Source organism: Clavibacter michiganensis (assembly GCF_021216655.1).
GTDB lineage: Bacteria > Actinomycetota > Actinomycetes > Actinomycetales > Microbacteriaceae > Clavibacter > Clavibacter michiganensis.
Genome location: NZ_CP080437.1, coordinates 2224174 through 2250997 on the forward strand (window position 1 = coordinate 2224174; position 26824 = coordinate 2250997).

The window sequence follows — 26824 nt, forward strand, 5'->3', positions numbered from 1 at the left end:
GGGCGGAGCAGAGACGACCAATAGGTAGCCCCGGCGCTCCGACCGGCCCCTGACTTTTTCTACAATTTCTTCGTCAGTTCTTTTTGTAGCCGCCTGTCAATACGACTGCGTCACCGAATCGACGTTGAGTCGGGGCTGAGAAGATCCGTCGCCGTTGATGCCGTCGATCGTCCAGTGATACTGGTCGGACCGTGTCATGCGACCCCAATCGCTCGTACCGCATGTGTTGTTCTTGGTCCCGACGCTCTGGTCGGGGAATCCGCCGAACTCGTCGTAGAGGTTCACGTCGGTCGACGAGAAGCCACTCGGTGCGAAGTCGACGGAGCACCCTGAGAAGGTGACCACGGTGTGAGCAGCGTCGACGTTCGAGTCCTGCCACGAACGCGAGCTGAAGCCCACCGCAGCGCCTGATATCGACGACGACCAATTTCCTTCGGCAAAGGCGGGCAGTGCACCGATGGCAACACTGAGAGTCGATACCCCGATGGCACCGACGAGAATGCGAGCACGCCGGCGTGATGATGTGGACATGATGTATCTTCCTTCCGTGAGAAACGCGAGCTGACGCACGAAGGCCGTGCGGCAGGGAGCGCACGCGTGGCGGAGTTTCCCATGTGGAGAATTGCCACGCGTGTGATGGAGAGGTGCTACACAGGAACGCCGTCAAGGCATACCGGCCCTGCTTCTCCTACAAGAGGGAAATGATCACTGATGAGCATGTCAATTCTGCGCCTTGAAGAAATATCATTCGCCTACCGACGTGGCGGCGATGTCCTCGACGGCCTTCGTCTCCAGTTCGACGCCGGACGCACCGTGCTCCTCGGCCCCAACGGAGCCGGCAAGTCCACACTCCTGGCTCTCGCCGCCGACGCACTGAGTCCCCGAGCGGGACGAGTCGTCCTCGAGTCCGTCGGCAGCCCCCGGATCCGCGCGTCACGACGCGCGTACCGCTCGCGCGTGGCGTGGCTCCCCCAGCAGATCACCCCCTTCCCCGGGCTCACCGTCCGCGAGCACGTCGCGTACGCCGGGTGGTTGAAGGGCCTCAGCAGGCGCGACGCGTGGCGACGTGCCGTCGGCGCCTTGGACGTCGTCGACCTCGGGGCCAAAGCCGACCTGCGAGCCACCGAGCTCTCTGGCGGACAAGCGCGGCGGATGGGCATCGCCGGAGCGCTCGTCCACGACTCCGAGGTCATCCTGCTCGACGAGCCCACCGCCGGCCTCGATCCATCGCAGCGCGAGCGCTTCCGGGGGATCCTTCGCCGCATCGCGCCCGAGGTCGCCGTCGTCGTGTCCACGCACCAGACAGAGGACGTGCACGAGTCCTACGACCGCGTCGTGCTCCTGCACCGCGGCCGGGTTCCCTTCGAGGGAACCGTCCGCGAGTTCGTCGGCCCTTCGTCGGCGACCGAGGACGTGCGCGACAGCGTCGCCCGCGCGTATGCGCGACACGTGCCCGAGGAGGACTGATGCGACCCGTCATCCCCTGGCGCTCCCGCGTCGCCCTCTGGCTCCTGCTCCCGGCGATCGCCTGCGTGTACGCGTTCTGCGGCCTCTACTTCGATCTGTCATCCGTGCGGGGATACTGGCCCGCCGTGGTCGCCGGATCCGCCATTTTCCTGTTCTTCCCGTGCGCCGTCGCCTCTGTGTCCGCCGCCCAAGAGGGTGCACGCGCTCGGCGCGGTCGACTAAGCACCGTGCCGCACGCGCGGCGGGAGATCCAGCTCGTCGTGGCGGCGCTGTGGCCGTCGCTCGCCTGCGCGGCCGCGGTGCAGCTCGCCGCCGTGCTGATCCTGAGTCGGGGAACCTGGGGCACAGCCGCGACCGACCCCTTCACGCTCGTACTGCTCGCCGGCGCGTTCGTCGCGATCCTCGTCCTCCACACCGCGATGGGGTATCTCCTCGGCCGTCACCTTCCCCTCGCGGCGAGCATCCCCGTGGCACTGCTGCTCTCGTATTCATGGCTCGGATTCACGTGGTCGGTGAACTGGTTCCCGCTGCGCTACCTCTCCGGGCTGGTGCTGGCCGACTGCTGCAGCGTCGACACGGCCCTCGACGCACGCGCCCCGTTGGCGGCCATCGTGTTCAGCCTCGGGATGGGGCTCCTGCTCATCGCCGCCGCGGTCATCCGGTCCACCGAGAGCACCGCGCGCCTCGCGATCCGGTGGTCATCCGTCGCCGCGGCGGCGACCGCCGTGACCGTCGCGGGGATCCTCATCGCCGGGGATCTGGGGTACAGCCCGGCGGTCGCGCGCCCGGGTTCCGCGGCCGCATGCTCCGGCACGGCTCCCTCCGTCTGCCTGTATCCGGAGGTCCGCGGCTCGGGTACCGCCGAGGGAACCATCCGCCGGGCGGTCCAGAACCTCGAGTCGGCGGGCCTGCCCGTCCCGGCCACCGTCCGCATGGGCGATGATGCGCGGACCGATGACACCCTCAGCATGGTCGTGACGGTCGGCATGACCGACGCGCAGGTCATCCACTCGCTCGCCGTTTCCTTCCTCCCCCTCTCCGGCGCCCCCGCGTGCGGCACCGCCACCGACCTCCAGCAGCGGCAGGCGACCTACTCGACCGTCGGAGCGTGGATCGTGCGCGTCGCGGCCCAGGGGATCGTCGATCCCGCGTCCGTACAGCCGGTCTCCGCGGGTCAGCCGGGTGACCACGACGCGTTGGCACGTCTCGATCCCCAGAGGCAGCTCACCTGGGTCGAGGCGGCACTGCCCTCGCTCGAGGACTGCTCCGTCGCGCCAGTCCCGGTGCCCACCTCATGAGCTGGTGGATCCGCACGCACCGGGGCGCGTGGCTCCTCGCCCTCACCGTGGTGACGGGCGTCTTCGTGGCGACGGTCGGCGACGTCACCTTCCTCTTCCCTGCGCTGCAGGGCTCGACCCCGTTCGGTCGGGTGGCGCTCGTCGCCGCGGTCCCCGTCGTGCCCGCGATCGCGCTCTCCGCCGCACTGCATGCCGGGAGCCGGGGGAACCACCTCGTCGCGTCACGACGGGTCATGGTCGGGGACGCGCTGCTGACGATCGGCGTGATCGCCGTGACGGCGATCACGATGGTGGCGGCCCTGCCGCTCGGGGCATCGCCGTCCGTGGTGGAGGCGGGGATGCGGAACACCATCGCGTACATCTGTCTCGCGATGGTGACGGGTGCGTACGTCGGCTACCGCCAGCAGGCCATCACCCCGGTCGTCTACCTCCTCCTGGCCTCGCTGTTCGGCCGCGAGGCCGGGGGGACCGTCGCCGTCTGGGCGTGGCCCGTCGGGGCAGGCGATGACGTGGCGTTCATGCTCGTGCCGGTGATCCTCGCGGCCGCCGCTGCGTTCGTCCTCGGCCGTCGCATCGCTCGCGGCCGCGTCGACGCCGGCGGCCGCATGCCGCCTGCTTAGGTGATCGCGCTGCTGACCTCCGCCAGCAACGACGCCATCCCCGCCTCTGCCGTCGCCGCATCGCCGTCGCGGATCGCGTGCGCCACCTGCTCGTGCGTGTCGAGCGCGTGCGGACGCGGCGTCCGCGGCATCAGCCCCTGGTGCGTGCGACCGCTGAGGACCTCCGTGATCACCTCGCGGAGGGCGCAGAACATGTCGTTGCCGCTGGCCTCGAGGATCAGGTGGTGGAACTCGATGTCGGCGGCGAGGAAGTCGACGAGGGCGCCGGCCTCGCCGAGGCGGCGGAGATCCACCGCGAGCTCGGCGATGCGCGTGCGCTGAGCAGCGGTGGCGTGGCGGGCAGCGAGTGACGCCGCGACCGGCTCGACCGCGCGGCGCAGCTGGGTGAGGGAGCGGAACTGGTCCGAGCGACCGGGGCCGGTGAGGCGCCAGCGGATGATGCGCGGGTCGTAGACGTTCCAGCGATCCGGGCCCTGCACCACGAGGCCCACGCGGCGCTTCGGCACGAGCAGCGCCATCGCCTCGAGCACGCGCACGCAGTCGCGCACCACCGTGCGGGAGACGCCGAAGCGCTGCTGCAGGTCCTCGATGGTTAGGCGGGTGCCCTCGACTAGCCGGCCGTCGACGATGTCGCGGCCGAGCTCCTCGATGATCCGCGTGGCCAGCACCGTGGCGGCGGGGACCGCGGCGACCGGAGCCGGGGCAGCTGCGGGACCGGGATCCGGCGCCGATGCCGGGGTGGAGGGTGACCGCGTCGTCATGGTCCTCTCCGGGTGTCGGCCGGCGGGCCGCCGACCGCTCCACCATAGGTCGGCGCGCGTCGCCCACCGAACACCTGCCGCATGAAAGGTGTTACCTTTTCGGCACGGCGACCCGTCGCCGCCTGCATCGACCGACGAGGGAGTCCGCATGCCCGCACGTCCGCGCCACGTCGTGGTGATGGGGATCTCCGGATCCGGCAAGACCACGATCGCCACCGCCCTCGCCGAACGGCTCGGCTGGACCTTCGCGGAGGCGGACGAGTTCCACCCCGAGGCGAACATCGCGAAGATGTCGGCCGGCACGCCCCTCACCGACGACGACCGCTGGCCGTGGCTCGAGGCCATGCGCGACTGGATGAACGGCGAGGCCCACGCCGGCCACAGCACCGTGGTCACCTGCTCGGCCCTCAAGCGCTCCTACCGCGACCTCCTCGACAGCGCGGAGGGCGACGTGCGCTTCGTGCACCTCTCCGGCGACACCGAGCTGATCCGCGAGCGCATGAAGACGCGCAGCGGCCACTTCATGCCGGCCTCGCTGCTGCCGTCGCAGATCAGCACGCTCGAACCGCTCGACGCCGGCGAGCGCGGCCTGACGCTCGAGAACACCGGGACGCCCGACGAGGTCACGACCCGCATCGTCGACGAGCTCGGCCTCGTCGCGAGCTGACGCGCCCGCCCGCCCGCGCGCTCCCCACCCGCACACCGCACACCGCACACCGCACACCGCACACCGCACGGTTCATCAACGGAGAGAACATGACCATCGAAGACTGGACGCAGACCCTCACCGCGGGTCCGCTCCTCCTGATCGCCGCGGGCGCCATCGCCGTGCTGCTGATCCTGATCATCACGCTGCGCATCCACGCGTTCGTCGCCCTGATCCTCGTGAGCCTCGCGACCGCGTTCGCCACCGGGATCCCGACCCCGCAGATCGTGACCGTGCTCGTCGGCAGCTTCGGCTCCACGCTCGGCACGGTCGCGCTGCTCGTGGGACTCGGCGCGATGCTCGGGCGCCTGGTCGAGACCAGCGGCGGCGCGAAGACGCTGGCCGACACGCTGATCCGGATATTCGGCGAGAAGCGCGCCCCGTTCGCGCTCGGGGTCGCGTCGCTCATCTTCGGCTTCCCGATCTTCTTCGACGCCGGGCTCGTCGTGATGCTGCCCATCGTCTTCTCGGTGGCGCGTCGCCTCGGCGGCGGCGTGCTCCGCTACGGCCTCCCCGCAGCCGGCGCCTTCTCGGTCATGCACATCTTCGTGCCGCCGCACCCCGGCCCCGTCGCGGCCAGCGAGTTCTTCGGCGCGAACGTCGGCATCGTGATCATCGTGGGCCTCATCGCCGCGATACCCACCTGGTACGTCACCGCGTACCTCTACGGGATCTGGATCGGCAAGAAGTTCGTGCTGCCGATCCCCTCGATCCTCGGCCAGGCCGACGAGCACGCCGAGTCGAACCCGCCCAAGTTCGGCACCGTCCTCGCCGTGCTGCTGCTCCCGCTGATCCTCATCTTCATGAACACCGGCCTCAACGCGGCATCGACCGGCGGGATCCTCCCCGAGGGCACGAGCGACCAGGCCTGGTACCAGGTGCTCCGCACCATCGGCGAGACGCCCGTCGCGCTGCTCATCTCGCTGCTGTTCGCGGCGTTCATGCTCGGCCGTCGCCGCGGGATCGACAAGAACGCACTCGAGAAGACGCTCGAGTCGGCGCTCGGCCCGGTCTGCTCCGTGATCCTCATCACCGGCGCGGGCGGCATGTTCGGCGGCGTGCTCCGCACCAGCGGCATCGGCGACGCCCTCGCCGACGTGCTCGGCGACCTCGGCATCCCGATCATCCTGGCCGGGTTCCTCATCGCGGCGATCCTCCGCATCGCGCAGGGATCCGCGACCGTCGCGCTCACCACGGCCGCGGGCCTCGTCTCCCCGGCGATCCTCGCGGGCGACTACAACGCGTTCCAGGTCGCGGCGCTCGTCGTGGCGGTGGCCGGTGGATCCGTGGTCGCGAGCCACGTGAACGACTCCGGCTTCTGGCTCGTCGGCCGCTTCTTCGAGATGGACGTGAAGACGACCCTCAAGACGTGGACCGTGATGGAGACCACCATCGGCGTCATGGGCTTCGCGATCGCGACGGCGGTGTTCGGGGTGGCGTCGCTGGCGTGATGCGGCGGGGCGGGCGGGCCTCGGCTCCGGCGGCGGGAAATGCACGGATCGCGCACCGGCACCAGGGTCCTTCGGCCTGTTCGCCCGGAGAGCGGCGGCCTAGCCTCCGAGCAGACGGCCCTGTGCCCGGGCACCCGCATCGGCGAGGCGTTCGCCGGAGGCCGCCATGATCCCCGACTCGCTCACCCAGGGCCAGTTCGACACCGTCTACAACTTCCTCTCGCTCGTCATCGCCTCGCAGCTGTTCACGGCGGTGTTCCTGCTCATCGCGCTGCCGCGGATCCTGCCCCGATATCGGCAGGCGATCACCGTCGCGATCATCGTGTGCGGCATCGCCGCCTATCACTACTTCCGCATCTTCGACTCGTTCACGGGCGCATTCGTCACCGAATCCATCGGCGGCACCGGCACCTACTCGCAGGCCGCGGGCGAGGGATTCAACGAGGGATATCGCTACGTCGACTGGCTGCTGACCGTGCCGCTGCTCCTGGTCGAGCTGATCGCCGTCCTCGCGCTGGCCCGCCGGGTGCAGTCGCGACTGCTCCTGCAGCTCGTGCCCGCCTCGGCCCTGATGATCGCCCTCGGATATCCCGGCGAGATCAGCGGCGACAACGGCGTCCGCGGACTGTTCAGGATCCTGTCGACAATCCCCTTCGCGTACATCCTCTACGTGCTGTTCGTGCAGCTGAGCAAGTCGCTGAAGAACCAGCCGCCGAAGGTGCGGAAGACGATCGGCAACCTCCGCTACCTCCTGCTGCTCAGCTGGGGCGTGTATCCCATCGCGTATCTCCTGCCGCTGCTGGACATCTCCGGCGCGGACGCGTGGGTCGCCAAGCAGGTCGGGTACTCCGTCGCCGACATCGTCGCGAAGGCCGTCTACGCGCTCATCATCTTCCAGGTCGCGAAGATCAAGTCGTACGACGACGACCCGGCGTTCGCGGAGATCGAGACGTCGCGCGACCACGACGGGCACGGAGCGCGCGCGGCCCTGTGAGGCCGGGAGCCCCGCCGGTCACGCCGGCGGGGTCGCCCTTTCGCCGGCGGCGCCGCGTCGCGTCCACGTCTCGCCGACGCGGTCGAACAGGATCCGCGCGTGCCGCCGGTCGGGCGAGCCCTGCCAGAACTCCACGTGCACCGGTCGGATCCGCCACAGCACCCAGTCGCCCGGGTCGACGTCGGCGCGAGCCGCGGCCGACCGGGCAGCGAGGTCGGCGGCGCTCTCCTCCGCCGTGGCCTCCTCGACGGATCCGCGCACCCGCACCGCCCGCACGATCGGCTGCCACCAGAACGCGAGCGCCGCGGCCCGGTTCGCCGCGAGCTGGGCGCCCTTGGCCGAGGAGCGCGCGCTGGCGAACGCCCAGCCGCGCGAGGAGACGTCCTTGAGGATCAGCGTGCGCGCGTCGGGCAGGCCGTCGGCGTCGACGGTCGCGAGCGTCGCGGCGTGCGGTTCGGGCACGCCCGCGTCGGCGGCCGCGGTGATCCACGCGCGGAAGAGGTCATCGGGGTCGTCGGGCAGGTCAGCCGTGTCGAGCGCGGGGGCGGATCCGGTCAGCGAGGGCTGGGCGCGGAGCCAGCGGGCGAAGTCGTCGGAGGTCATGCGTCCATCCTCGCGGGCGGGGGTGCGGCGGGGGCCGGATGCCCTCAGGTCGGATCCGGCGCCGGCTGGCACCGCGGGCACCACCACGCCCGCCGCCCGCGCTCGCTCGTGCTGCCCAGGTCGTCGAGGCCGATCACCGTCGTCCCGCACCGCAGGCACTGCCGGCCCGCGCGGCCTACGACCCAGTGCGTGCGGCCTCGACGGGGATCGCCTGTCGTGATCTGGTACGCGGCCGGCACCGTCGCCGAGCGCCGGAGCGAGCGGGCGGCGAGGTCGACGAGGGGCGCCAGGTCCACGTCGCGGACCCGGGTGGCCGGATGCACGCCGCGCAGGAAGCCGACCTCGTTGACCCAGAGGTTGCCGAGGCCCGCCATCGGGCGCTGGTCGAGGAGGGCGGCGCGGATCGCGTCGTCGGGACGGGCCGCGAGGCGGGACACGGCGAGCGCCGCGTCCCAGTCGTCGCGCAGCGGGTCCGGCCCGAGGTGGCCGATGGCCGCGCGCTCGTCGCGGGTGGGGATCAGCTCGACCACCGGCAGGTCGATGCCCCAGAGGGTGCGGCCGTCGTCGAGGCGGAGGCGCACGCGCACCTGGTGCTGGATCCGCTGCGGCACGCGCTTGCCGGCGCCGGTGACCGTCCACGAACCCTGCATGCGCAGGTGCGTGTGGAGGGTGGTGGCGTCGTCGAGCCGCATGAGCAGGTGCTTGCCGTGCGTGTCGAACCCGGTGATGCGCCTGCCGCCGAGCCGCGCGCCCGCCCGCGCGCCGGACCGCAGCTCCCCGTCGGCGACGAGCGCGCCGCCGACCTGGGCGCGGAGGCGGGCGGCGAGGACGAAGACGGAGTCACCCTCGGGCATGGGTCGACGGTAGTCCGGGCCGCCGACGGGGACGGGCGACCGCGGCTACCGCGGGGCCGTCTCCGCGTTCGATGCACCGGCCGGATGCGGCGAGAGCGCGAGCTCGCGCGTCGCATCCGAGAAGCGCCGGAGACCACGTTGCGACCGGACTATGTAGGGCGTCATGGCCAGCAGGAACACACCCAGTGCGACGAAGACGATGAGGAACCAGCCCTCGAAGATCCCGCGGAAGATGCTCGGCACGACGATCCCGATGAAGACGAGCCCGCTCTGCGCCATGAGGAACGGTTGCGAGACACGCGTCACCGCCGCCACCCGCGCGGCCCGCCACTCGAGGTCCGGCGTGAGCGGGTCGCCCTTGCCGAAGACGCGGCGGTTGATTTCCTTGCGGTCCGGCATGCCCAGGTCGCGCGTGATGGGGGCCGCAGCCAACTGCGCCGGGAAGGCCACGACAAGGGACGTGATGCCCGCGGCGAGGAACGAGAGCTGCACGATGAAGGCCCAGGTCTCGTCGAGCCCCTCGTCGGTCGTGAGGGCGAGGACCACGGCGAGCGCGGTCGTCGCGACGACCCCGATCACGAAGGCGAGGAGGACAGCCCGCCACTTCCTGCGGATCACCTCCGGGCTCCACCCGAGATCCGGCGACGCGGCGGTCCCGGGCCCGGCGCCCGCCCGATCCTGCTCCCTCCGGTGCGAGGCGAGACGTGCTCGGTGGCCGAGGATCCCTCCCGCAGCCGCCATCCCGCCGAGACCGAGCAGGAACCCGACGACGATGAGGACGGGGGTCCCCACGATGAGCGCGGCGACCGCGTGCAGCGCGGCCATCGTCGCCGCCACGCCGCCGAAGACGAGCAGCCGGACCGGGCGCGGGGTCGGGCCGGCCTGCTCACGCAGAGGGCTCTGTACGACAAGGAGCCCGACCCCGGCAGCCAACCCCACGGCGATCGTGCCGGCCATCATCTGCACGACGAGGAGGACGAACGGCGGATCCTCCTGCACGTCCATGAATGTCAGGAACATTCCGACGAAGAGGAGCACGAAAGTGCCGAGGCCCAGCAGGGCCAGCACCGTGATCAACAGTGCCGTGCCTCCCCGGGGTGCGCTCGGGGTGGATCCGGGGTCCGTGCCGCGTCCGCTCATCCCTCGAACGTATCGGCCGGGCGATCAGCCGCCCGACCCGCGGCTGGCCCCCGTTCGAGCCCCGCCGCCCCTCCCCACGTGAACTCCCGCTGGATCCTCCGCGCATCCCCGCGCGCCCGCCGCCACCGCCCGCGCCACGGGCCACACTCGGCCCACGAACCCGAAGCCCGTCCCGACTGCCGCGCGCCACCGCGGCGAAGGAGCACCATGAAGATCACCGGCCGCACCGTCCTCATCACCGGCAGCACCTCGGGCATCGGCCGCGGGCTCGCGGAGCGGTTCCACGCCGCGGGCAACCGCGTCGTCATCGCGGGCCGCCGCCGGGAGCTGCTCGACGAGATCACCGCCCAGCACGACGGCATGGCCTCGGTCGTGCTCGACGTCGCCGACCCCGCCTCCATCACGGCCGCGCGCGACGAGCTCGCCGCGAGCCATCCCGACCTCGACGTCGTGATCACCACGGCCGGCATCATGCAGGCCGAGGACCTCCGGGATCCCGCGCACCAGGCCACCGCCGAGTCCATCGTCACCACGAACCTCCTCGGCACCATCCGCACCATCGACGCGTTCCTGCCCGGCCTCCTCGCGAGCGACGAGGCCACCCTGATGACCGTGTCGTCCGGCCTCGCGTTCGTGCCGCTGCCCGCCACGCCCACCTACTCCGCCACCAAGGCCGCCGTGCACTCGTACACGCAGAGCCTCCGCGCGCAGCTCGACGGCACGTCCGTCGAGGTGGTCGAGCTGGTGCCGCCCAAGGTGCAGACCGCGCTCATGCCCGGCCAGGCCGAGGCGGCCGACGCCATGCCGCTCGAGGACTTCCTCGACGAGGTGATGGGGATCCTCCAGGCGCGCCCGGAGGACGAGGAGATCCTCGTGCAGGACGTGCACGGCCTCCGCTTCGCCGAGCGCGACTGCCGCCACGACGAGATGCTCGCGCTGCTCAGCGGGCACTGATCCGCCGGGCCGCCGGCTGGACCGGTCGGCCGCGCGCACCCGCGCCTAGGCTCGATCCATGTCGACGACGATGCCGCCCGCCTCCACCCGCACGCCCGACGGGGACGACGCCCGCCCCATCCGCTTCGGCGTCATCGGTGCCGCCGGCATCGCCGCCTCGGTCGTGCCCGACATGCTGCTCGTCCCCGGCGTCGAGGTCGTGGCCGTGCACTCCCGCACCCGCGCGAGCGCCGAGGCGCTGGCCGAGGCGTGCGGCATCGCGCGGATCCACGACACCCTCGAGGCGCTCCTCGCCGACCCCGAGGTGGACGCCGTCTACGTCGCCACCCCGCACACCCTCCACCGGTCGCAGGCCGAGGCGGCCCTCCGCGCCGGCAAGCACGTCGTCTGCGAGAAGCCCACCACCACCACGGCGGAGGACACCCGCGCGCTCGTCGACCTCGCCCGCGCCGAGGGCCTGCTCTTCCTCGAGGCGCTCTGGATGGCGTTCTCCCCTGGCTACCTCGCCGTGCGGGCGGCCATCGCCGAGGGCCGCATCGGGGATCCGCGCGCGATCTCCGTCGCCTTCGGCTTCGTGACGGAGGAGGGCAAGGGCCGCCTCTGGGACCCGGAGGTCGGCGGCGGCACGCTGCTAGACATGGGCGTCTACCCGCTCGCCTTCGCGCACGGCCTGTTCGGCACGCCGTCGTCCGTCTCCGCGGTCGGCACAGTGATGGAGGGCGGCGTCGACACCGAGGTCGCGATCCTGCTCGGCTGGCCCGACGGCCGCCACGCCACCCTCGCCTGCTCTCTCGTCGCCGCGCTCCCCACGGGCGCGACCGTCAGCGGCACGGCCGGCCGCATCGAGGTGGATCCGCTGTTCCTCGCCTCCCCCGGCCTCGCGGTCGTTCCCGTCGATGGGGAGCCCGAGCGGCAGGAGCACGCGATCGAGGGCCGCGGCTACGTGCCCATGTTCCGCGCGGCCCAGGAGGCGATCCGCGCCGGCCGCGTCGAGTGCGCGGAGATGCCGCACGCGGAGTCGGTGGCCCTCGCGGAGCTGATGGACCGGATCCTCGCGGACATCGGCGCGCGCTGATCGGCACCGGCGGCGTCCGTCCGGGGAGCCGTCAGATGACGGTCGTTATGGTCGATGAGGAGGCATGCGCCTCCCCCTGCGGCACGTCGACGGAGACGATCCGACCGGAACGACCCCGAAGGAGAACACCATGACGCACGTCCTCGTGCTCGTCGGCAGCCTGCGCTCAGGCTCCACCAACCAGCAGATCGCCGAGGCGGCGGTGAGCCACGCCCCCGAGGGCGTGACCCTCGACATCCACGCCGGCCTCGACCGGCTCCCCTTCTACAACGAGGACATCGACGTCGAGGGATCCGTGCCCGACGCGGCCGTGGCCTTCCGCGACGCGATCGCCGCGGCCGACGCGCTCCTCGTGGTCACCCCCGAGTACAACGGCACGATGCCCGCGGTGCTGAAGAACGCCATCGACTGGGCCTCGCGCCCGTTCGGCGCGTCCGCCCTCGCCGGCAAGCCGACCGCGGTGATCGGCAGCGCGTTCGGCCAGTACGGCGGCGTGTGGGCGCAGGACGAGGCCCGCAAGTCGCTCGGCATCGCCGGCGCGCACGTGCTCGAGGACGTGAAGATGGCCGTCCCCGAGTCGGTGATCCGCTTCGCCGAGCGCCACCCGGCGGACGACGCCGAGGTCGTGGCGCAGCTCCGCGAGGTGCTCGACGCGGTGCGCACCTCGGCGAGCGCCGCCTGACCCGACGCCGCCGACCGCGGCACCGGGCGCCACGCCCGCGCACGACGACGGCCGCGTCCCGAGGGGACGCGGCCGTCGTCGTGCGAGCCCGGAGAGGCTACGGCTTCAGCACCACCTTGATGCAGCCGTCCTCCTTCTTCTGGAAGATCTCGTACATGTGCGCGGCCTCGCTGAGCGGCACGGAGTGCGTGACGAGGTCCATGACGCCGAGCGGGTCGGACGGGTCCTCGACGAGGGGCAGCAGGTCCTCGATCCAGTGCTGGACGTTGCACTGGCCCATGCGGATCGCGATCTGCTTGTCGAAGAGCGACTTCATCGGCAGCGGGTCGGCCTCGCCGCCGTAGACGCCCGAGATGGAGACGGTGCCGCCGCGGCGGACCGCGTCGAACGCCGTGTGCAGCGCCGCGAGGCGGTCGACGCTCGCGACGTCCATGACCTTCTTCGCGATGCCGTCGGGCAGGAGGCCCGCAGCCTTCTGCGCGAACGAGGCGGCGGGGCTGCCGTGCGCCTCCATGCCGACGGCCTCGACCATGGCGTCGGGCCCGCGGCCGTCGACCATCTCGCGCAGCTGGTCAGCCACGTCGTCGGTGAGGTCGAGGGTCTCGACGCCGTGGCGCTCGGCCATGGCGCGGCGCTCGGCGACGGGATCCACCGCGATGACGCGGTAGCCGAGGTGCTTGCCGATGCGGGCCGCGAACTGGCCGACCGGGCCGAGGCCCATGACGCCGAGCGTGCCGCCCTCGGGCACGTTCGCGTACTGCACGCCCTGCCAGGCGGTGGGGAGGATGTCGCTGAGGAAGAGGTAGCGCTCGTCGGGGAGCTCGGAGTTCACGACGATCGCGTTGACGTCGGCGAGCGGCATGCGGAGGCGCTCGGCCTGGCCGCCGGGGATGGATCCGTACATCTCGCTGAAGCCGTAGAGCGCGGCGCCGCTGCCCTGCGCCTTCACCTGCGTGGTCTCGCACTGCGTGAACAGGCCCTTGTCGCACATGAAGCAGTCGTGGCACGCGATGACGAAGGGGACGACGACGCGGTCGCCGACCTTGAGCTTCGTGACGGCGCTGCCGACCTGCTCGACGACGCCCATGTTCTCGTGGCCGAGCACGTCGTCCTTCTCGAGGAACGGTCCGAAGACCTCGTAGAGGTGGAGGTCGGATCCGCAGATCGCGGTCGACGTGATCCGGATCACCGCGTCGGTGTCCTGCTCGATCACGGGGTCGGCGACCTCCTTGACCTCGACGTCGTGGATGCCCTGCCAGGTGAGTGCCTTCATCGTGCTCCTTCGTCCTCGGGCGCGGATCCTCGTGGGACACGCGCTCCTCCACACAACGCCCTCGCGGGCTGTCCGCCAAGCGAAGGTCAGGCCGCGTCCAGGCAGCGGGGACATCCGGGCGCGGCGATCAGGGAGCTGCGAGCGCGGGGACGTGGGCCGCTCAGACGATCCGCCCCGGGGAGTCGGTCGTCCACGACACGACCGGACCGGGGCGGATCTGAAGGCCGGTGATGACGGTCCGGACTGCATAGGAGGACTCTCGACAACCCTCAAGCGCCCGAGCCCGCGACGGCCTCGTGGCCGCAGTCTGCTCCTCGCGTGAGGAAATGAGAAGAGCGCGGATGCGTCACCCGGCGGATCGCCAGGTGCGGGGCTCAGATCTCCCAGCCGCGAGCGCGCTGCGCGACACGGAGGGCATCGGCGGCCTCGAGCTCGTCGAAGGGCATGAGGTCCCAGCTGATGCCGTCGTCGGAGATCCAGTGGAGGTCGGTGAGCGCGACCGCCATGTCCTCGATGAAGAGGGCGACGGTGCCGTCCGACTCACGGATCTCGTCCCCGGTCATGGACCAGCCGAAGTAGCCCGCCACGAACCGGGCCTGCTCGGTCGCGCTGCGCACGCGCCGGAGCCTCCCGATGGGGAGGTGCTCGCTCGCCGAAGCCTGGACGAGGTCGCCCATCCGACCGGCCTGCGTGTCGTGCATCGCGTCCCCCTCGTGCGTCGTCATGCGCCACGCACCCCGCGCGTCGTCGTGATGGGCATCACGATGACAGGTTCCATGCGTTCGACATAGACACCGCAAGAGGGGTTGACACCGGGATCCGCAGAGCGTACTGAGCGGTCGGGGAGAAGCGCGTCGCCGTCGTCGCCGCGATCGCCGGGGTCAGCGCGCGTCGTCGCGCGGCTCGTCCTCGGGGGGCTCGCGCATGATGAGCAGGCCGCCGGGGCTGTTCGCCGTGGTCATGAGGGCGTCCACCCACTTGCGGTTGATGGGCGGCACGCGGCTGCCGTGGTACTTGAACACCAGCGGCAGCGAGTTGTGCATCCAGATGGTCGTGCGCCCGTCGCCCACCTCCACGTCGTCGCGCCAGGAGAAGTAGAAGTTCTCCCCGCGGCGCAGCTTCGCGCCGATGACGAGCTGCAGGTGAGCGAGCAGGCGGTCATCGAACTCCGCCGTCAGCGTCGAGTCGTACTTGAACGTCCCCATGATCGATCCCGTGTTCCCCTCATGAGCTCTCGGGCCCCGCGCCGACGGAGAGGGGGCCAGAGAGCGGCGCTGAGCTTCGGCCGTGCCCACCCACTATGCCAGCGTTGTCCGCTCGGATCGCCTCGTCCGGAAGGGGGATCCGCATGTGGTAATGGATCGCCGCTGGGGAGGGCACCGTCGCCGACCTGCGCAGGAGCAGTGCGGATGCGGCCGGCCCGGTCGTCGCGGGCCGACGGTCGTAGGGTCGGGACATGACTGATCCCACGTACACCGCACAGCTCGTCGGCCCCGATGGCACGGAGGAGACCGAGGTCGAGTTCCTCAACGGCGAGCCCGTGAAGAGCTTCGTCCGCGCGACCTCGCTCAGCGAGGAGGAGGTCGTGTGGGAGCTCGACTCCGACGCGGACGGCTACGTCTACCGTCCCGCCGGCATCCCGGGCGCCGACTACTCCTGATCCGCGGAGCCGTCGCGCTCCTCTAGCTCCACACGATCGGCAGGCAGCAGAGGACGCTGATCGCGAGCGCACCGAGCGACGCGAGCGTCCAGGGCCGGACGGGCTGGGCGAAGAGCCCGACCTTCCCCGTGCCGTGGGCGCGGATCCCCTTGATCGCGCCGATCACCTGGAGCACGATCCCCACGGCCAGGGCCGCGAGGGCCACGTACAGGAGCGCAGTGGTCGTGCCGTCGGAGATCACGCATCGACGCTACCGGCGCGGACCGTCGGCGGCTGACCCCCGACCGGCCGGGCCCATCCGCACCCCCGCCGTAGGATCGAGGTCCCGCACGAGGTGAGGAATCCCGCATGAGCACCAGCCCGTCCACGCCCGCGACCGACACGGCCGCGATCGCCCGCATCATCGACCACACGCTCCTGAAGCCCGAGGCCACGCGCGACGAGGTCGCCGCGCTCGTCGCCGAGGCCGCCGAGCTCGGCACCTTCTCCGTGTGCGTCTCGCCCTCGATGCTCCCGCTCGAGCTGCCCGCGGGATCCGACCTGAAGGTCGCCGTCGTCTGCGGCTTCCCGAGCGGCAAGCACCACAGCGAGGTCAAGGCCGCCGAGGCCGCGCTCTCCATCCGCCAGGGCGCGGACGAGGTCGACATGGTGATCGACGTGGGCGCCGCCCGCGAGGGCCGCTTCGCCGACGTCGAGGCCGACATCCGCGCCGTGCGCGAGGCCGTGCCCGCGCCCGCCGTGCTCAAGGTGATCATCGAGTCCGCGGCGCTCGACGACGACCAGATCGTCGCTGTCTGCCAGGCGGCCGTCGCCGCCGGGGCCGACTTCGTCAAGACCTCGACGGGCTTCCACCCCACCGGCGGCGCGACCGTGCACGCGGTCGAGCTGATGAGCCGCACGGTCGACGGGAAGGCCGGCGTCAAGGCGTCCGGCGGGATCCGCACCTACGAGACCGCCGTGCAGATGATCGAGGCCGGTGCCACGCGCCTCGGCGTCTCGGGCAGCGCGGTCGTGCTGGCGGGTCCGGTGCAGACGCCCGAGAACGGCGCGCTCGGATCGAGCGGCTACTGATGCCGGCCGACCGCCGCGCGCACCTCGCGGACCTCGGCCGCTTCATCCAGGCCTCCCCCTCCTCCTTCCACGCGGCCGAGGAGGGCGCGCGCCGCCTCGAGGCCGCGGGCTTCGCCCGACTCGACGAGCGCGACGCCTGGCCCACCGGCGCCGGGAGACGGTTCATCGTCCGCGACGGCGCGCTCCTCGCGTGGATCCAGCCCGCCGGCGCGCACGCCACCACGCCCTTCCGCGTGCTCGGCGCCCACACCGACTCCCCCGGCTTCAAGCTGAAGCCGAAGCCCACCATCGGATCCGACGGCTGGATCCAGGCCGGCGTCGAGGTCTACGGCGGCCCGCTCCTCAACTCCTGGCTCGACCGCGACCTCGAGCTCGCCGGCCGCCTCGTGATGCGGGACGGATCCCGTCACCTCGTCCGCACCGGCCCGCTGCTGCGCTTCCCGCAGCTCGCCGTGCACCTCGACCGCGGCGTCAACACGGACGGCCTCCGACTGGATCCGCAGCGCCACATGTCCCCGATCCTCGGCACGGGCTCCACCGCCGACGCCGACGTGCTCGGCCACCTGGCCGGGCTCGCGAGCGTCGCCGCCGACGACGTGCTCGGCTACGACGTGGGCGTCGCGGACACCCAGGCGCCCGGATCCCTCGGCATCGACGGCGAGCTCTTCGCCGCCGGCCGCATGGACAACCTCAGCTCGGTGCACGCGGGCCTCGCCGCGCTGCTCGAGCTGGCAGCCACCGCGGACGAGGACCCGGACGCGCCGATCGCGGTGCTCGCCGCCTTCGACCACGAGGAGGTCGGATCCGCGACCCCGTCCGGCGCCGCCGGCCCGATCCTCGAGGACGTGCTCGGCCGGATCTCCGCCGGCCTCGGCGCCTCCTCGGAGGACCGCCGCCGCGCGTTCGCCTCCTCCTGGTGCCTCTCGGCCGACGCCGGCCACGCCGTGCACCCGAACCACCCCGACCGCCACGACCCCGCCAACCGGCCCGTGCCGAACGGCGGCCCGCTGCTGAAGATCAACGCGAACCAGCGCTACGCGACGGACGGCGTCGGCGCCCGCGAGTGGGCGCTGGCCTGCGAGCGCGCCGGCGTGCCGTACCAGGAGTTCGTCTCCAGCAACGCGGTGCCGTGCGGCTCGACCATCGGCCCGATCACGGCCACGCGCCTCGGGATCCGCACGGTCGACGTCGGGATCCCGCTGCTCTCGATGCACTCCGCCCGCGAGCTGTGCGGCGCCGACGACCCGGGGCACCTCGCCGCCGCGGCCGCCGCGTTCCTCCGCCCGGCCGCCTGACGCCCGAGCGGCGCACCACGCACCACGCACGACCGAGGGCCCGACGCGATCCGCGCCGGGCCCTCGGTCGTGCATAGGGGATCAGCCCCCGTACGACTCCAGCAGCGAGCGCATCTTCGTGAGCTGGTCGCCCTGCGCCGCCGCCATCGCGCCCGCCAGCTCGAGCGCCTCGGTCGACGTGCCGAGCTGCGCCTCCCCGTCGGCCAGCTCGATCGCGGCCTGGTGCCGGGCGATCATCCCCTGGAGGAACAGCCGGCCGGCGTCCGTGCCGCTCGCCTGCTTGAGCACCTGCAGCTCGGAGTCGAACGCGGTGTCGCTCATCGCGTCGATGTCGGCCTCGGACGCGCCGCCGCCCGCCGTGCCGCCGGCGCTGCCGTCCTCGGATCCGCTGCTGGCCGAGACCCCGCCCGCCTCGTCGCGGTCCTCGGTGCCGGTGGCGCCGGATCCGCCCTCCTCGCCCGACCACTCCTCGGCGAGCTGCGCGAGCGTCCTGGCCTGCGGGCCCTGCTCGTCGCGGATCTGCGCGGCCAGCTCCCCCGCACCCGGCGGCAGGTCGCGCACCTGCAGGGCGGCCACGGCGAGCTCGACGGATCCGGCGGCGTGGTCGCCCATCTCCTCGGCGAAGGAGAGGTCGGCGCGGTTCCAGCCCTGCGACTCCGTCTCGGAGGGCGCGGCCGCGTCGGCGCTGGGGCTGGCGGCATCCTCGGGCGTGCGCGGGGGCGTCGAGCAGCCGGCGAGCGCGGCGGCGATGACGAGGGCGGTCGTGGCGGCGGCGATGCGGTTGCGGTATCCCATGCGACGATCCTCCTCCACGGCGCGGCGTCGGAGGGGCCGACGATAGGTTCTCCCCATGCCCGAGATCGTCGACCTGCCGCATCCCGGAGCCACCCTCGAGTTCGGCGAACCCGGCAGCCCTGTGGTCGTGCTCGTCCACGACGACCACGGCCGCCTCCCGTGGCTCGACCAGTACGCGCTCGCGCTCGCCCGCGCGGGCTTCCACGTGCTCGTCCCCGATCTCTACGACGGCCGCGCCACCCTCGACGACGGCCTCGCCGCGGGCCTCGCCGCCGAGCTCGACGTCGGGTTCGCCCTCGGCACGATACGCGACGGCATCGACTCGGCGCGCGCCCGCGGATCCCGGCGCGTCGGCCTGGTCGGCTTCGCGCCCGGCGGCTGGCTCGCGCTCCTCGAGGCGCAGGACGGCGGCGCCGACGCGGTCGTCGCGCACTGCGCGAGCCTCGGGCCCCAGGAGCACGGCGTCATCCCGTGCGCGGTGCTCCTCCACCTCGCCGAGCACGACGAGTGGATCGACGACCAGCGGCCCGAGGAGTTCATCGGCCGGCTCCGCGAGCACGGCACGCCGGTCACCGCGCACACCTACCCCGGCACGACCCCCGTCTTCCCGAACGCGAGCCTCCGCGACCGCTTCGACCCCGACGCAGCGGCCCTCGCCTACCGGCGCACAGAGGCCTTCCTGCTGGAGCATCTCGGAAACCCGTGACCGATCAGTGTCGCGCTAGCACCAATCCGGTCGCTTAGGCGGTACGAATGTAGGGAGCCTGGGAGAACCCCGGCTCTTCCCTACCAGTGGAGGCACCATCATGAGCTCATCCCCGAACCGCCTGCTCGGCACCGTCTTCGGCGCCGTCTACGTCCTCGTCGGCCTTCTCGGCTTCCTGTTCCCGCCGCAGAGCGGGGGCTTCTTCTCCTCCGACGGCGGCCTGCTGCTCGGGATCTTCATGGTGAACCCGTTCCACAACGTGGCCCACCTCCTCATCGGCGCGGCCCTCCTCATCGGCGGCCTCTCCAGCGTCGCGTCGGCCAAGGCCGTGAACTCCACCATCGGATTCGCGTACCTCGCGCTCGGCATCGTCGGCTTCTTCCTCGTGAACACCGACTTCAACATCCTCGCGCTCAACACCGCGGACCACTTCCTGCACCTCGGCAGCGCCGTCGTGCTCCTGATCGTGGGCCTCGGCGCCGAGAAGGGCGTGCGCAACCGCGCCGCCCGCGCCGCCTAGGCAGCGCACCCGCCGCGCCGCTGCACCGGGCGCGTCACGCATCACCGCACCACCGCACGACAGCACGCAGCACCGCACCACCCGCGGCGCCCGGGACGACGAAGGGACCAGCACGTGTCACTGCTTATCCGCCACTGGCTGGCCCTCGCCGCCCTGGGCGCCGCGCTCATCCACCTGGCCGTCGGCGCGGGATCCCCGCCCGCGGCCATGGTGGCCCTCCTCCTCATCGGCGTCGCCGAGGGCGCGTGGGCCATCGCGGTCCTCCGCTCCGACCGCCTTCCGGTCCCGGGCTGGGCGGCTCTCGGCGCGCTCGTCCCGGTCGCCGGCTGGGCTCTCCTCGTGACCGCGGCGGTCGTCATGTCCGCCCCCGGCATCACGAGCGACCTGCCGGCCATCCCCATGCTCGCCGCCACCCTGCTCGACCTGGTGGTCGCCGCGGTCGTCGGCCGCCACCTCCGCTCCCGCGCCGAGTCCGAGGCCCAGGCCGCGTGCACGGCCGTCGAGGCCACGTTCCCGGCCGACGTGCTCGTCGGATCCGGCGCGTCGCTCCCGTCCGCCGCAGTGTCGCCCGCCGTCGCGGCCACCGCCCTGCCGGCAGCGACCGCCGCCGGCGACGCCTCCTCCGCCGGCCCCGAGCCCGAGCGCACGGGCGGCCGCTACCTCGTGGGCGTGCTCGTCGGCGCCTTCGTCGTCGCGGGCCTCGTCACCCCGGCCCTCTCGCTCACGCGCGCCGGCGAGTTCGCCGTCCCGCACGGCCAGCACAGCTCCATCGACCTCGACGGCATCCAGGGCGAGCACTCCGGCCACTGAGCCGGCGCCACACCAGCCATCGGCCTCGCGGTCAGCTCGCGGGCGCGACCGCCGGCGTCACGCGGATCCGCGTGGCCTCGCTCATGAAGCGGCGCACGTTCTCGTCGACGATGATGTCGCCCGGACGCAGCGGCCGCGTGAGGAACAGGCCGTCGATGTCGGTGATCCGGCTGAGCGCTACGTAGGTCTGACCCGGGCTGAACACGCGCGCGCCCAGGTCGACGATCGCCCGGTCGTACGTCTTGCCCTGCGACTTGTGGATGGTGACCGCCCACGCGAGCCGCAGCGGGAACTGCGTGAAGTCGGCCACCACGTCGCGCCGCAGCTGCTTCGTCGTCGGCGAGTACGAGTACTTGTGCTTCTCCCACGTGACCGGCTCGACCTCGTGCACGACGCCGTCGAGCTCCACGTACACGTTGGTGTCGATGCGCGTGACGACGCCGACGGATCCGTTCACCCAGCGCTGGTCGACGTCGTTGCGGAGGAACATCACCTGCGCGCCGATCTTGAGGTCGAGCTTCTCGTCGGCCGGGTAGGTGCGGCCGCCGAAGTCGCCCGTGACGTCGGCGGTGGCGGTGAGCGAGCGGCCGGGCAGGCGCTTGAGGGCCTCCGCGTTGATCCGGTTGACGGTGTCGTTGCGGGTGGCGAGCGTGATGGCGCCGTCGGTCGGCGCGGGCCTGGCGCCCGCCGCGTTGAGGACGCCCGCGATCTCCGCCGTGACCCGCCCGTGGCGCACGGCGTTCAGCATCTCCTTGAACGCCTCCTCGTGCTGCCGGTGGATCTCGGTGAGCTCGTAGATCCGCAGCTGCGACTCCTCCCACACCTTCGCGTCGAAGAACCACATGGAGCGGTAGCGGTCGGCGAAGTAGGCGCGCTCGTCGCCGTCGCCCGGCACGGGGGCCAGCTGGTACGGATCCCCGAACAGCACGACCTGCACGCCGCCGAACGGCACGTCCTTCTTGTGGCGCGCCTGGCGGAGGCTGCGGTCGATGGCGTCGACGAGATCCGCGTTGACCATGGAGACCTCGTCGATGACGAGCGTGTCGATGGTGTTGAGCAGCTTCCGCAGCTCGCCGGTCTGCTCGATCTCCTCGTCGGCGATGACCCCGATGGGCAGCTTGAACAGCGAGTGGATGGTCTGCCCGCCCACGTTGAGCGCCGCGACGCCCGTGGGCGCGCAGATGACGATCTGCTTCTCGGTGTTCCACGACAGGTGCGTGAGGAGGGTCGACTTGCCGGTGCCGGCCCGGCCCGTGACGAAGATGTGGTCGCGCGTTCCCTCGATGGCCTGGAAGACCGCGGCCTGCTCCGGGGAGAGGGGGACCGTGCTCACGCGGGGCTCCTGGCGGGTCGGGGACGGGAGGGTGCGCGTCCGGCGGCGGCGGCGCCGCGCGATGCGCACTCGAATCTACCCCGGCGCCCGCCCGGCGAGGCGTCGATGCCCCGCACGTAGGATGATCCGCATGCCGAGCCCCGCCGTCGACGCGCGCGGCGAGCTGCGTCGGGCCGTCGTCGTCTGGTCCCTGCTCGCGGCCCTCCTGGTCGGGGCGTTCCTCGGCACTGTCGCCGCGCTCAACCAGGGCACCTACAGCGCACACGGCTTCGTGCGCTCCTACCTCGACGCGCTCGCCCGCGAGGACAGCCGCGACGCGCTCGCGACGCCCGGCGTCGTGCTGCCGGACGACGGCAGCCGCGCCCTCCTCGACGCCCGCGCGCTGCCCGGCCTCGCCGACGTGGAGCTGGTCTCCGACGAGCCCGCGGGCGGCGGCGAGCGCGCGGTCACGTACTCCTACACGCTGCCGTCGGGTCCCGGATCCACCGAGTTCCGCGTGCGCGAGACCCCCGCGGCGCTCGGCCTCTTCGCGCGGTGGGAGTTCGCGACGAGCCCGGTCGCGGCGATCGACCTCGAGCTGCGGCACGCGGCGACGTTCACGGCCAACGGGGTGGCGGTCTCCGCGACGCCGGGCGGCGAGACGGCAGCGGGTGCCGGATCCACGTACCTCGTGCTCGCGCCCGCGTCCCTCGCGCTCGACCACGCGTCGGAGTACCTGCAGGCGGCGGACGCCGAGGTCGCCGTCACGGAGCCGGGCAGCGTCGTACCCGCGCGCATCGACGCGGAGCCGACCGACGAGCTCGTCGCCTCCGTGCAGTCGGAGGTCGAGGCGTACCTGACCGGGTGCACGACGCAGGCCGTGCTGTTCCCGTCGGGCTGCCCGTTCGGGAAGACGATCCGCGACCGGATCACCGCGCCGCCCGTGTGGAGCATGACGGCCATGCCCGAGATCACCCTGCAGCCGGCGAGCGACGACCCCGCGGACCTCGATTGGGTGGTGCCGTCGACCGTGGGTACCGCGCACATCCAGGTGCCCGTCCGGTCCCTCTACGACGGCAGCGTGAAGGACCTCGACGAGGACGTGCCGTTCAGCGTGGGCTGGCGCGTGAGCGTGGACGACACGGCGGGCGTGCGGATCCAGGGGCTGTAGCCGCCCACGGCACCCTCCCCCGGCGTCACGGTGCGGTGGCGAGGCGGCAGGGCCAGGATCGGGACGCAACAGGGTCCGTGCGACCGCGGGGATCCGTCACCCGAGGAGCGCCCCCATGTCCGCGATCATGACCCCGTACCTGTCCTTCCGCGACCAGGCGGCTGACGCGCTCCGCTTCTACCAGGGGATCTTCGGCGGCGACGTCGCGACGACCACCTTCGCCGAGGGCGGCATGGCCCCGGACCCGGCCGAGGCCGACAAGGTCATGCACGGCCGGTTGGACTCGGGCGCGGGCTTCGTGCTCATGGCGTCGGACACCCCGGCGTCGATGGGCGTGCCGAGCGGATCCGCCATCACGCTCTCGCTCTCGGGCGACGACGCGGCCGTGCTCGACGGGTGGTGGGACGCGCTCACGGCCGACGGCACGATCGTGCTGCCGCTGGAGCTGGCTCCGTGGGGCGAGCGGTTCGGCATGTGCACGGACCGGTACGGGATCGACTGGATGGTGTCCATCGCGCAGGCCTCCCCGCCGACCGACTCCTGATCCGGCCGGCCGGGTCGCCGGTCTCAGGCCCAGCGGCCGCCGCGCGGGACGATGAGCGGCGTGTGGGAGACGGGGTCGTCGATCACGAGGCACGGGAGGCCGAAGACCTCCTCCACGAGCTCGGCCGTGACGATGTCGCGCGGGGCGCCGGAGGAGACGACGCGGCCGTCCTTCATCACGATGAGGTGGTCGGCGTAGCGGGCGGCGTGGTTGAGGTCGTGCAGCACGGCGACGATGGTGCTGCCGTCGCGGTGCAGGTCGGCGAGGAGGTCGAGCAGCTCGATCTGGTGGGCGATGTCGAGGAACGTCGTCGGCTCGTCGAGCAGCAGCACGGGGGTCTGCTGCGCGAGCGCCATCGCGACCCACACGCGCTGGCGCTGGCCGCCGGAGAGCTCGTCGACGTGCCGGGCGGCGAGGTCGGCGACGCCCGTGGCGGCCATGGCCTCCTGCACGGCGTCCTCGTCGGTCGGGGTCCACTGGCGGATGAGGTTCTGGTGCGGGAAGCGGCCGCGCGCCACGAGGTCGGCGACCGTGATCCCGTCGGGCGCGATGGCGCTCTGCGGGAGGAGGCCGACGATCCGCGCGACCTCCTTGGCGCGGTAGGAGCCGAGCGGCCGGTCGTCGAGGAGCACGCCGCCCGCGGTGGGCGCGAGCAGGCGCGACAGGGCGCGCAGCAGGGTCGACTTCCCGCACGCGTTCGGGCCGACGATCACCGTGAACGAGCGGTCGGGCACGGAGACGTCGAGGTGCTCGGAGATCACCCGCCGGTCGTAGGACAGCGTGACCCCCTCGGCCCGGAGGCGCGGCGCGGCGGGCGCGGCGATGGCGGGTGCGGCAGTGTCGGTGTCGGTGGCGGTGTCGTCCACGGGTGGATCTCCCATCGGGTCGGGGGCGGCGGCGTCAGGCACGGCGGGACGCCTCGCGGATCAGCAGCGCGATCAGGTAGGCGCCGCCGACGACGACCGTGACGATGCCGACGGGCACCGTCCCGGGCAGCGCGTGCTGGGCGGCGAAGTCGGCGGCGAGGAGCAGCAGGCCGCCCGTGAGCGCGGCCGGCACGAGCGGCAGGCCGGCGCTCCGCGTCAGGCGGCGGGCGATCTGCGGGGCGGCGAGCGCGACGAACGCGATGGGACCCGCGGCAGCGGTCACGATCGCCGTGAGGGCGACCCCGAGGATCAGCAGCGCGAGGCGCGTGGGCTCGGCCCGCACGCCGTGGGCCCGAGCGGCGTCGTCGCCGAGCTCGAGCTGCCGCAGCGGCGCGGACAGCAGCAGGATCGCCGGCGCGAGCACGAGGAGGGCGACGAAGGCGGGCAGCGCGCGGTCCCAGCCGACGAGCGCGAGGGATCCGGCGCCCCAGATCGAGGCCGCCATCGCGACCTCGGTGCCCGCCTTCAGCAGCAGGAAGGTGTTGACCCCGTGCAGCACCGCCGTGACGGCGATGCCCGTGATGATCAGCCGGAACCCCTGCACGCCGCCACGGTACGCGAGCAGGTAGACGATGAGCGCCGTGCCGAGCCCGCCCGCGAGCGCCCCGACCGCCGTGGGCAGGAAGACCGCGCCCGCCAGCGTCGTGACGATCAGCGCGCCCGTGTACGAGCCCGTCGAGAAGCCGATGATGTCGGGCGAGCCGAGCGGGTTGCGCGTCAGCGACTGGAACACGGCGCCCGCGACCCCGAGCGCCGCGCCGAACGCGAGCGCGGCGAGGACGCGCGGCAGGCGCCACTCGAGCACGATGGTGGACGCGAAGGAGCCGTCGGGGAGCGCCATCGCGCGGATCACCTCGGGCACCGTCAGCGGGAAGTCGCCGGTGCCGAGCGCCACCAGCGCGAGCGCGACGGTCGCGACGGCGAGCGCCGCGCCCACGAGCACCTCGCGACGCTGCAGCCGGATCCCGACGACGGGCAGGCGCACGGTGCCGGCCACCCGGGCGGGGCGGGCGGCGGCGGCTCGGGTCGCGCCGGATCGGGTCGCGTCCGGGCGGCGACCGGCGCGGGCGGGCGCGCTCACAGCCCCGACGCCCTCTGCCGGCGCACGAGCAGGATCAGCACGGGCGCGCCGAGCACGGCCGTCACGATCCCGGCGGGCAGCTCGGCCGGCCGCAGCACGACGCGGCCCACGATGTCGGCCGCCAGCAGCAGCACGGGCGCGAGCACGATCGTGTACGCGAGGATCCAGCGCTGGTCGGGCCCGACGATCCAGCGCGCGATGTGCGGGATCATCAGCCCGACGAACGCGATCGGCCCGGCCATCGCGGTCGCCCCGCCCGCCAGCAGCGTCACGGCCACGACGGCCACGGCCCGCACCACGACGACGTTCGCGCCGAGGGACCGCGCGAGGTCGTCGCCGAGCGCGACCGCGTCGAGGCTCCGCGCGATGAGCGCGGCGAGCAGCACGCCCGCCGCGAGGAACGGCGCGACCGGCAGGAGCGCGTCCCAGCCGCGGCCCTGCAGCGAGCCCGACTCCCACGCGCGCATCGCGCTGAAGCCCTGCGGGTCGGCCAGCAGCATGCCCGAGGTGATGCCCGCGAGCACCGCGCCGAGGGCGACGCCGGCCAGCGTGAGGCGCACCGGATCCCCGCCGCCGCGCCCCGCGGATCCCACGACGTAGACCACCACGCCCGCCACGAGCGCGCCCCCGAAGGCGAACCAGAGGTAACCGCTCACGGCGGTCACGCCGAGGACGCCCGTCGCGATGGCGACCGCGAAGGCCGAGCCGGCGGTGACGCCGAGGATGCCGGGATCCGCCAGCGGGTTCCGCGTGACGGCCTGGATGAGCGCCCCGGCGACCCCGAGCGCGAGGCCAGCGGCGAGGCCGACGAGGGTGCGCGGGACGCGGAGGTCGAGGATCACGACGAGCTCGGCCGGGTCGCGCGGCCGTCCGGCGAGGGCGTCGACGACCGCGCCGAGCGGGATGTCGCGCGATCCGATCGCGATGCTCGCGAGCGCCGCGAGCACGAGCACGCCGAGCGCCAGCAGCAGGCCCGCCGCGCGCGTCGGTCCGCTCCGTGCCCGGCCCTCGGGGGCGTCGGGGGCGGATGCGCGCGCGAGGACCCGGAGCGACAT

Annotated in this window: 31 protein-coding genes; 17 read left to right on the plus strand and 14 right to left on the minus strand. The window is 72.7% G+C overall.

The window, feature by feature from the left end; genetic code table 11:
- Positions 1 to 96: 96 nt before the first annotated feature.
- Positions 97 to 531: a hypothetical protein gene (locus tag K0V08_RS10505; RefSeq protein ID WP_012039590.1), complete on the minus strand. Its 435-nt coding sequence runs from the start codon at positions 529 to 531 to the stop codon at positions 97 to 99.
- Positions 532 to 711: 180 nt separating this feature from the next.
- On the opposite strand from K0V08_RS10505, the gene K0V08_RS10510 reads away from it, so the two are divergent.
- The 3 genes from K0V08_RS10510 to K0V08_RS10520 are packed head-to-tail and all read left to right on the plus strand — an operon-like array spanning position 712 to position 3385.
- Complete coding sequence (locus tag K0V08_RS10510; RefSeq protein ID WP_012039591.1) at positions 712 to 1467, plus strand: ATP-binding cassette domain-containing protein; 756 nt, start codon at positions 712 to 714, stop codon at positions 1465 to 1467.
- The gene (locus K0V08_RS10515) at positions 1467 to 2765 is read left to right on the plus strand and encodes a DUF7224 domain-containing protein (protein ID WP_012039592.1); all 1299 of its coding nucleotides are present in this window, start codon (positions 1467 to 1469) and stop codon (positions 2763 to 2765) included. Before K0V08_RS10510 ends, K0V08_RS10515 begins: the two co-directional genes overlap by 1 nt.
- Positions 2762 to 3385 carry a hypothetical protein gene (locus K0V08_RS10520; protein ID WP_012039593.1) on the plus strand — a complete coding sequence of 208 codons (624 nt, stop codon included), beginning with the start codon at positions 2762 to 2764 and terminating at the stop codon, positions 3383 to 3385. Before K0V08_RS10515 ends, K0V08_RS10520 begins: the two co-directional genes overlap by 4 nt.
- On the opposite strand, the gene K0V08_RS10525 is transcribed toward K0V08_RS10520, so the two are convergent.
- Positions 3382 to 4146 (minus strand): FadR/GntR family transcriptional regulator, encoded by a 765-nt coding sequence (locus K0V08_RS10525; RefSeq protein ID WP_197278530.1) that lies wholly within the window; start codon positions 4144 to 4146, stop codon positions 3382 to 3384. The genes K0V08_RS10520 and K0V08_RS10525 overlap by 4 nt on opposite strands.
- Before the next feature lie 148 nt (positions 4147 to 4294).
- Here K0V08_RS10525 and K0V08_RS10530 point away from each other — a divergent pair, with 148 nt between their 5' ends.
- The 3 genes from K0V08_RS10530 to K0V08_RS10540 all read left to right on the plus strand — a co-directional run bounded on the left by K0V08_RS10530 (position 4295) and on the right by K0V08_RS10540 (position 7297).
- Positions 4295 to 4813, plus strand: coding sequence for a gluconokinase (locus tag K0V08_RS10530; RefSeq protein ID WP_079533893.1), 519 nt, complete (start codon positions 4295 to 4297; stop codon positions 4811 to 4813).
- Positions 4814 to 4902: 89 nt separating this feature from the next.
- Positions 4903 to 6303: a GntP family permease gene (locus tag K0V08_RS10535; protein ID WP_079533891.1), complete on the plus strand. Its 1401-nt coding sequence runs from the start codon at positions 4903 to 4905 to the stop codon at positions 6301 to 6303.
- Between the two features lie 166 nt (positions 6304 to 6469).
- The gene (locus K0V08_RS10540; protein ID WP_079533889.1) at positions 6470 to 7297 is read left to right on the plus strand and encodes a bacteriorhodopsin-like; all 828 of its coding nucleotides are present in this window, start codon (positions 6470 to 6472) and stop codon (positions 7295 to 7297) included.
- 18 nt (positions 7298 to 7315) lie between these two features.
- Here K0V08_RS10540 and K0V08_RS10545 read toward each other — a convergent pair whose 3' ends face one another.
- The 3 genes from K0V08_RS10545 to K0V08_RS10555 are packed head-to-tail and all read right to left on the minus strand — an operon-like array spanning position 7316 to position 9894.
- Positions 7316 to 7900 carry a pyridoxamine 5'-phosphate oxidase family protein gene (locus tag K0V08_RS10545; protein ID WP_079533887.1) on the minus strand — a complete coding sequence of 195 codons (585 nt, stop codon included), beginning with the start codon at positions 7898 to 7900 and terminating at the stop codon, positions 7316 to 7318.
- A 44-nt stretch (positions 7901 to 7944) separates the two neighbouring features.
- Positions 7945 to 8754, minus strand: a complete 810-nt coding sequence (locus tag K0V08_RS10550) for a DNA-formamidopyrimidine glycosylase family protein (RefSeq protein ID WP_079533885.1) — start codon at positions 8752 to 8754, stop codon at positions 7945 to 7947.
- A gap of 45 nt (positions 8755 to 8799) precedes the next feature.
- Positions 8800 to 9894 carry a hypothetical protein gene (locus tag K0V08_RS10555; RefSeq protein WP_128516969.1) on the minus strand — a complete coding sequence of 365 codons (1095 nt, stop codon included), beginning with the start codon at positions 9892 to 9894 and terminating at the stop codon, positions 8800 to 8802.
- 207 nt (positions 9895 to 10101) lie between these two features.
- Between K0V08_RS10555 and K0V08_RS10560 the strand changes: the two genes are divergently transcribed.
- The 3 genes from K0V08_RS10560 (at position 10102) to K0V08_RS10570 (ending at position 12605) form a co-directional block, all read left to right on the plus strand.
- Positions 10102 to 10848 carry an SDR family oxidoreductase gene (locus K0V08_RS10560; RefSeq protein ID WP_079533882.1) on the plus strand — a complete coding sequence of 249 codons (747 nt, stop codon included), beginning with the start codon at positions 10102 to 10104 and terminating at the stop codon, positions 10846 to 10848.
- A 58-nt stretch (positions 10849 to 10906) separates the two neighbouring features.
- The gene (locus tag K0V08_RS10565) at positions 10907 to 11923 is read left to right on the plus strand and encodes a Gfo/Idh/MocA family protein (protein ID WP_079533880.1); all 1017 of its coding nucleotides are present in this window, start codon (positions 10907 to 10909) and stop codon (positions 11921 to 11923) included.
- A 130-nt stretch (positions 11924 to 12053) separates the two neighbouring features.
- The gene (locus K0V08_RS10570; RefSeq protein WP_079534270.1) at positions 12054 to 12605 is read left to right on the plus strand and encodes an NAD(P)H-dependent oxidoreductase; all 552 of its coding nucleotides are present in this window, start codon (positions 12054 to 12056) and stop codon (positions 12603 to 12605) included.
- Between the two features lie 97 nt (positions 12606 to 12702).
- Here K0V08_RS10570 and K0V08_RS10575 read toward each other — a convergent pair whose 3' ends face one another.
- From K0V08_RS10575 to K0V08_RS10585, 3 genes are all read right to left on the minus strand, one after another.
- The gene (locus K0V08_RS10575; protein ID WP_079533878.1) at positions 12703 to 13878 is read right to left on the minus strand and encodes a zinc-dependent alcohol dehydrogenase; all 1176 of its coding nucleotides are present in this window, start codon (positions 13876 to 13878) and stop codon (positions 12703 to 12705) included.
- Between the two features lie 374 nt (positions 13879 to 14252).
- The gene (locus tag K0V08_RS10580; protein WP_227266746.1) at positions 14253 to 14579 is read right to left on the minus strand and encodes a hypothetical protein; all 327 of its coding nucleotides are present in this window, start codon (positions 14577 to 14579) and stop codon (positions 14253 to 14255) included.
- A 180-nt stretch (positions 14580 to 14759) separates the two neighbouring features.
- Entirely contained in the window at positions 14760 to 15083 is a 324-nt protein-coding gene (locus K0V08_RS10585) for a DUF7882 family protein (protein ID WP_012039605.1), read from the minus strand.
- A gap of 251 nt (positions 15084 to 15334) precedes the next feature.
- Between K0V08_RS10585 and K0V08_RS10590 the strand changes: the two genes are divergently transcribed.
- Positions 15335 to 15538: a hypothetical protein gene (locus K0V08_RS10590; protein ID WP_012039606.1), complete on the plus strand. Its 204-nt coding sequence runs from the start codon at positions 15335 to 15337 to the stop codon at positions 15536 to 15538.
- Positions 15539 to 15560: 22 nt separating this feature from the next.
- Here K0V08_RS10590 and K0V08_RS10595 read toward each other — a convergent pair whose 3' ends face one another.
- The gene (locus tag K0V08_RS10595) at positions 15561 to 15779 is read right to left on the minus strand and encodes a hypothetical protein (protein ID WP_079533874.1); all 219 of its coding nucleotides are present in this window, start codon (positions 15777 to 15779) and stop codon (positions 15561 to 15563) included.
- Positions 15780 to 15886: 107 nt separating this feature from the next.
- Here K0V08_RS10595 and deoC point away from each other — a divergent pair, with 107 nt between their 5' ends.
- Together deoC and K0V08_RS10605 are read left to right on the plus strand one after the other, a co-directional pair.
- On the plus strand, positions 15887 to 16609 hold the full coding sequence (gene deoC, locus K0V08_RS10600) for a deoxyribose-phosphate aldolase (protein ID WP_079533872.1): 723 nt from the start codon (positions 15887 to 15889) through the stop codon (positions 16607 to 16609).
- Complete coding sequence (locus K0V08_RS10605; RefSeq protein WP_079533870.1) at positions 16609 to 17904, plus strand: M18 family aminopeptidase; 1296 nt, start codon at positions 16609 to 16611, stop codon at positions 17902 to 17904. Before deoC ends, K0V08_RS10605 begins: the two co-directional genes overlap by 1 nt.
- Positions 17905 to 17985: 81 nt before the next feature.
- Here K0V08_RS10605 and K0V08_RS10610 read toward each other — a convergent pair whose 3' ends face one another.
- Positions 17986 to 18699, minus strand: coding sequence for a DUF305 domain-containing protein (locus K0V08_RS10610; protein WP_079533868.1), 714 nt, complete (start codon positions 18697 to 18699; stop codon positions 17986 to 17988).
- A gap of 55 nt (positions 18700 to 18754) precedes the next feature.
- Between K0V08_RS10610 and K0V08_RS10615 the strand changes: the two genes are divergently transcribed.
- The 3 genes from K0V08_RS10615 (at position 18755) to K0V08_RS10625 (ending at position 20735) form a co-directional block, all read left to right on the plus strand.
- A complete protein-coding gene (locus tag K0V08_RS10615; protein WP_012039610.1) occupies positions 18755 to 19405 on the plus strand; it encodes a dienelactone hydrolase family protein in 651 nt (216 codons plus the stop codon).
- A gap of 100 nt (positions 19406 to 19505) precedes the next feature.
- Positions 19506 to 19925 (plus strand): DUF4383 domain-containing protein, encoded by a 420-nt coding sequence (locus K0V08_RS10620; RefSeq protein WP_043583712.1) that lies wholly within the window; start codon positions 19506 to 19508, stop codon positions 19923 to 19925.
- Between the two features lie 114 nt (positions 19926 to 20039).
- On the plus strand, positions 20040 to 20735 hold the full coding sequence (locus tag K0V08_RS10625; RefSeq protein WP_012039612.1) for a hypothetical protein: 696 nt from the start codon (positions 20040 to 20042) through the stop codon (positions 20733 to 20735).
- Between the two features lie 31 nt (positions 20736 to 20766).
- Here K0V08_RS10625 and K0V08_RS10630 read toward each other — a convergent pair whose 3' ends face one another.
- Positions 20767 to 22068, minus strand: a complete 1302-nt coding sequence (locus K0V08_RS10630) for an ATP-dependent DNA helicase (protein ID WP_079533866.1) — start codon at positions 22066 to 22068, stop codon at positions 20767 to 20769.
- Positions 22069 to 22198: 130 nt separating this feature from the next.
- Between K0V08_RS10630 and K0V08_RS10635 the strand changes: the two genes are divergently transcribed.
- Both K0V08_RS10635 and K0V08_RS10640 read left to right on the plus strand, forming a co-directional pair.
- Positions 22199 to 23218, plus strand: coding sequence for a hypothetical protein (locus K0V08_RS10635; protein WP_012039614.1), 1020 nt, complete (start codon positions 22199 to 22201; stop codon positions 23216 to 23218).
- A 115-nt stretch (positions 23219 to 23333) separates the two neighbouring features.
- Positions 23334 to 23762, plus strand: coding sequence for a VOC family protein (locus K0V08_RS10640; protein ID WP_079533864.1), 429 nt, complete (start codon positions 23334 to 23336; stop codon positions 23760 to 23762).
- A 23-nt stretch (positions 23763 to 23785) separates the two neighbouring features.
- Here the strand turns inward: K0V08_RS10640 and K0V08_RS10645 are convergent, their stop codons facing one another.
- The 3 genes from K0V08_RS10645 to K0V08_RS10655 are packed head-to-tail and all read right to left on the minus strand — an operon-like array spanning position 23786 to position 26824.
- Positions 23786 to 24643 (minus strand): ABC transporter ATP-binding protein, encoded by an 858-nt coding sequence (locus K0V08_RS10645; RefSeq protein ID WP_043562072.1) that lies wholly within the window; start codon positions 24641 to 24643, stop codon positions 23786 to 23788.
- 19 nt (positions 24644 to 24662) lie between these two features.
- Positions 24663 to 25769, minus strand: a complete 1107-nt coding sequence (locus tag K0V08_RS10650) for a FecCD family ABC transporter permease (protein ID WP_079533862.1) — start codon at positions 25767 to 25769, stop codon at positions 24663 to 24665.
- Positions 25766 to 26824 (minus strand): FecCD family ABC transporter permease, encoded by a 1059-nt coding sequence (locus tag K0V08_RS10655; RefSeq protein WP_079533860.1) that lies wholly within the window; start codon positions 26822 to 26824, stop codon positions 25766 to 25768. The genes K0V08_RS10650 and K0V08_RS10655 overlap by 4 nt, the downstream gene beginning before the upstream one ends.